1 protein-coding gene is annotated in these 382 nt (G+C 54.5%); it reads left to right on the top strand.

Annotated features, from left to right (window positions below):
• Positions 1-382 (top strand): hypothetical protein (locus AC1DKR_RS21385; protein ID WP_478035215.1); only part of this gene is annotated, 382 nt, incomplete at both ends.

Consider the following 382-nt stretch of genomic DNA (forward strand, 5'->3'; position numbering starts at 1 on the left):
CTGCAACTGTTCACGGCGGAGCCGGAAAACCTCGTCAAAGCAAAGGCAGCTTTGGAAATCATCGGCTGCGACAAGAATTTCCTCGATTTGCTCGTCAAATCCGGTCTCGTCAAAGCTGCCTACGAACCGGACCGAAAATCACAAGGAAGCAATGCATTTCAGCTGAACTTCATCAAAAGCGAGCTGGTCGCCTTCCGGAAATCCGTAGAGGACAAAGCGCAATCCCAAGCGTCTCCGAGCATGATCTCCCTCCGTCAGGCCGCCTTTCGAACCGGCGTGCCCAAGGTCGATATCGTTTCGATGATCCTTTCAGGCGCTTGCACGAAGGTGGCGCTGTGCGGCGAACGGCTGATTGCTGATAACGATTTGGTCGACCCGTCAG

The sequence above is a fragment of the Stenotrophomonas sp. 01N47 genome (assembly GCF_056399165.1).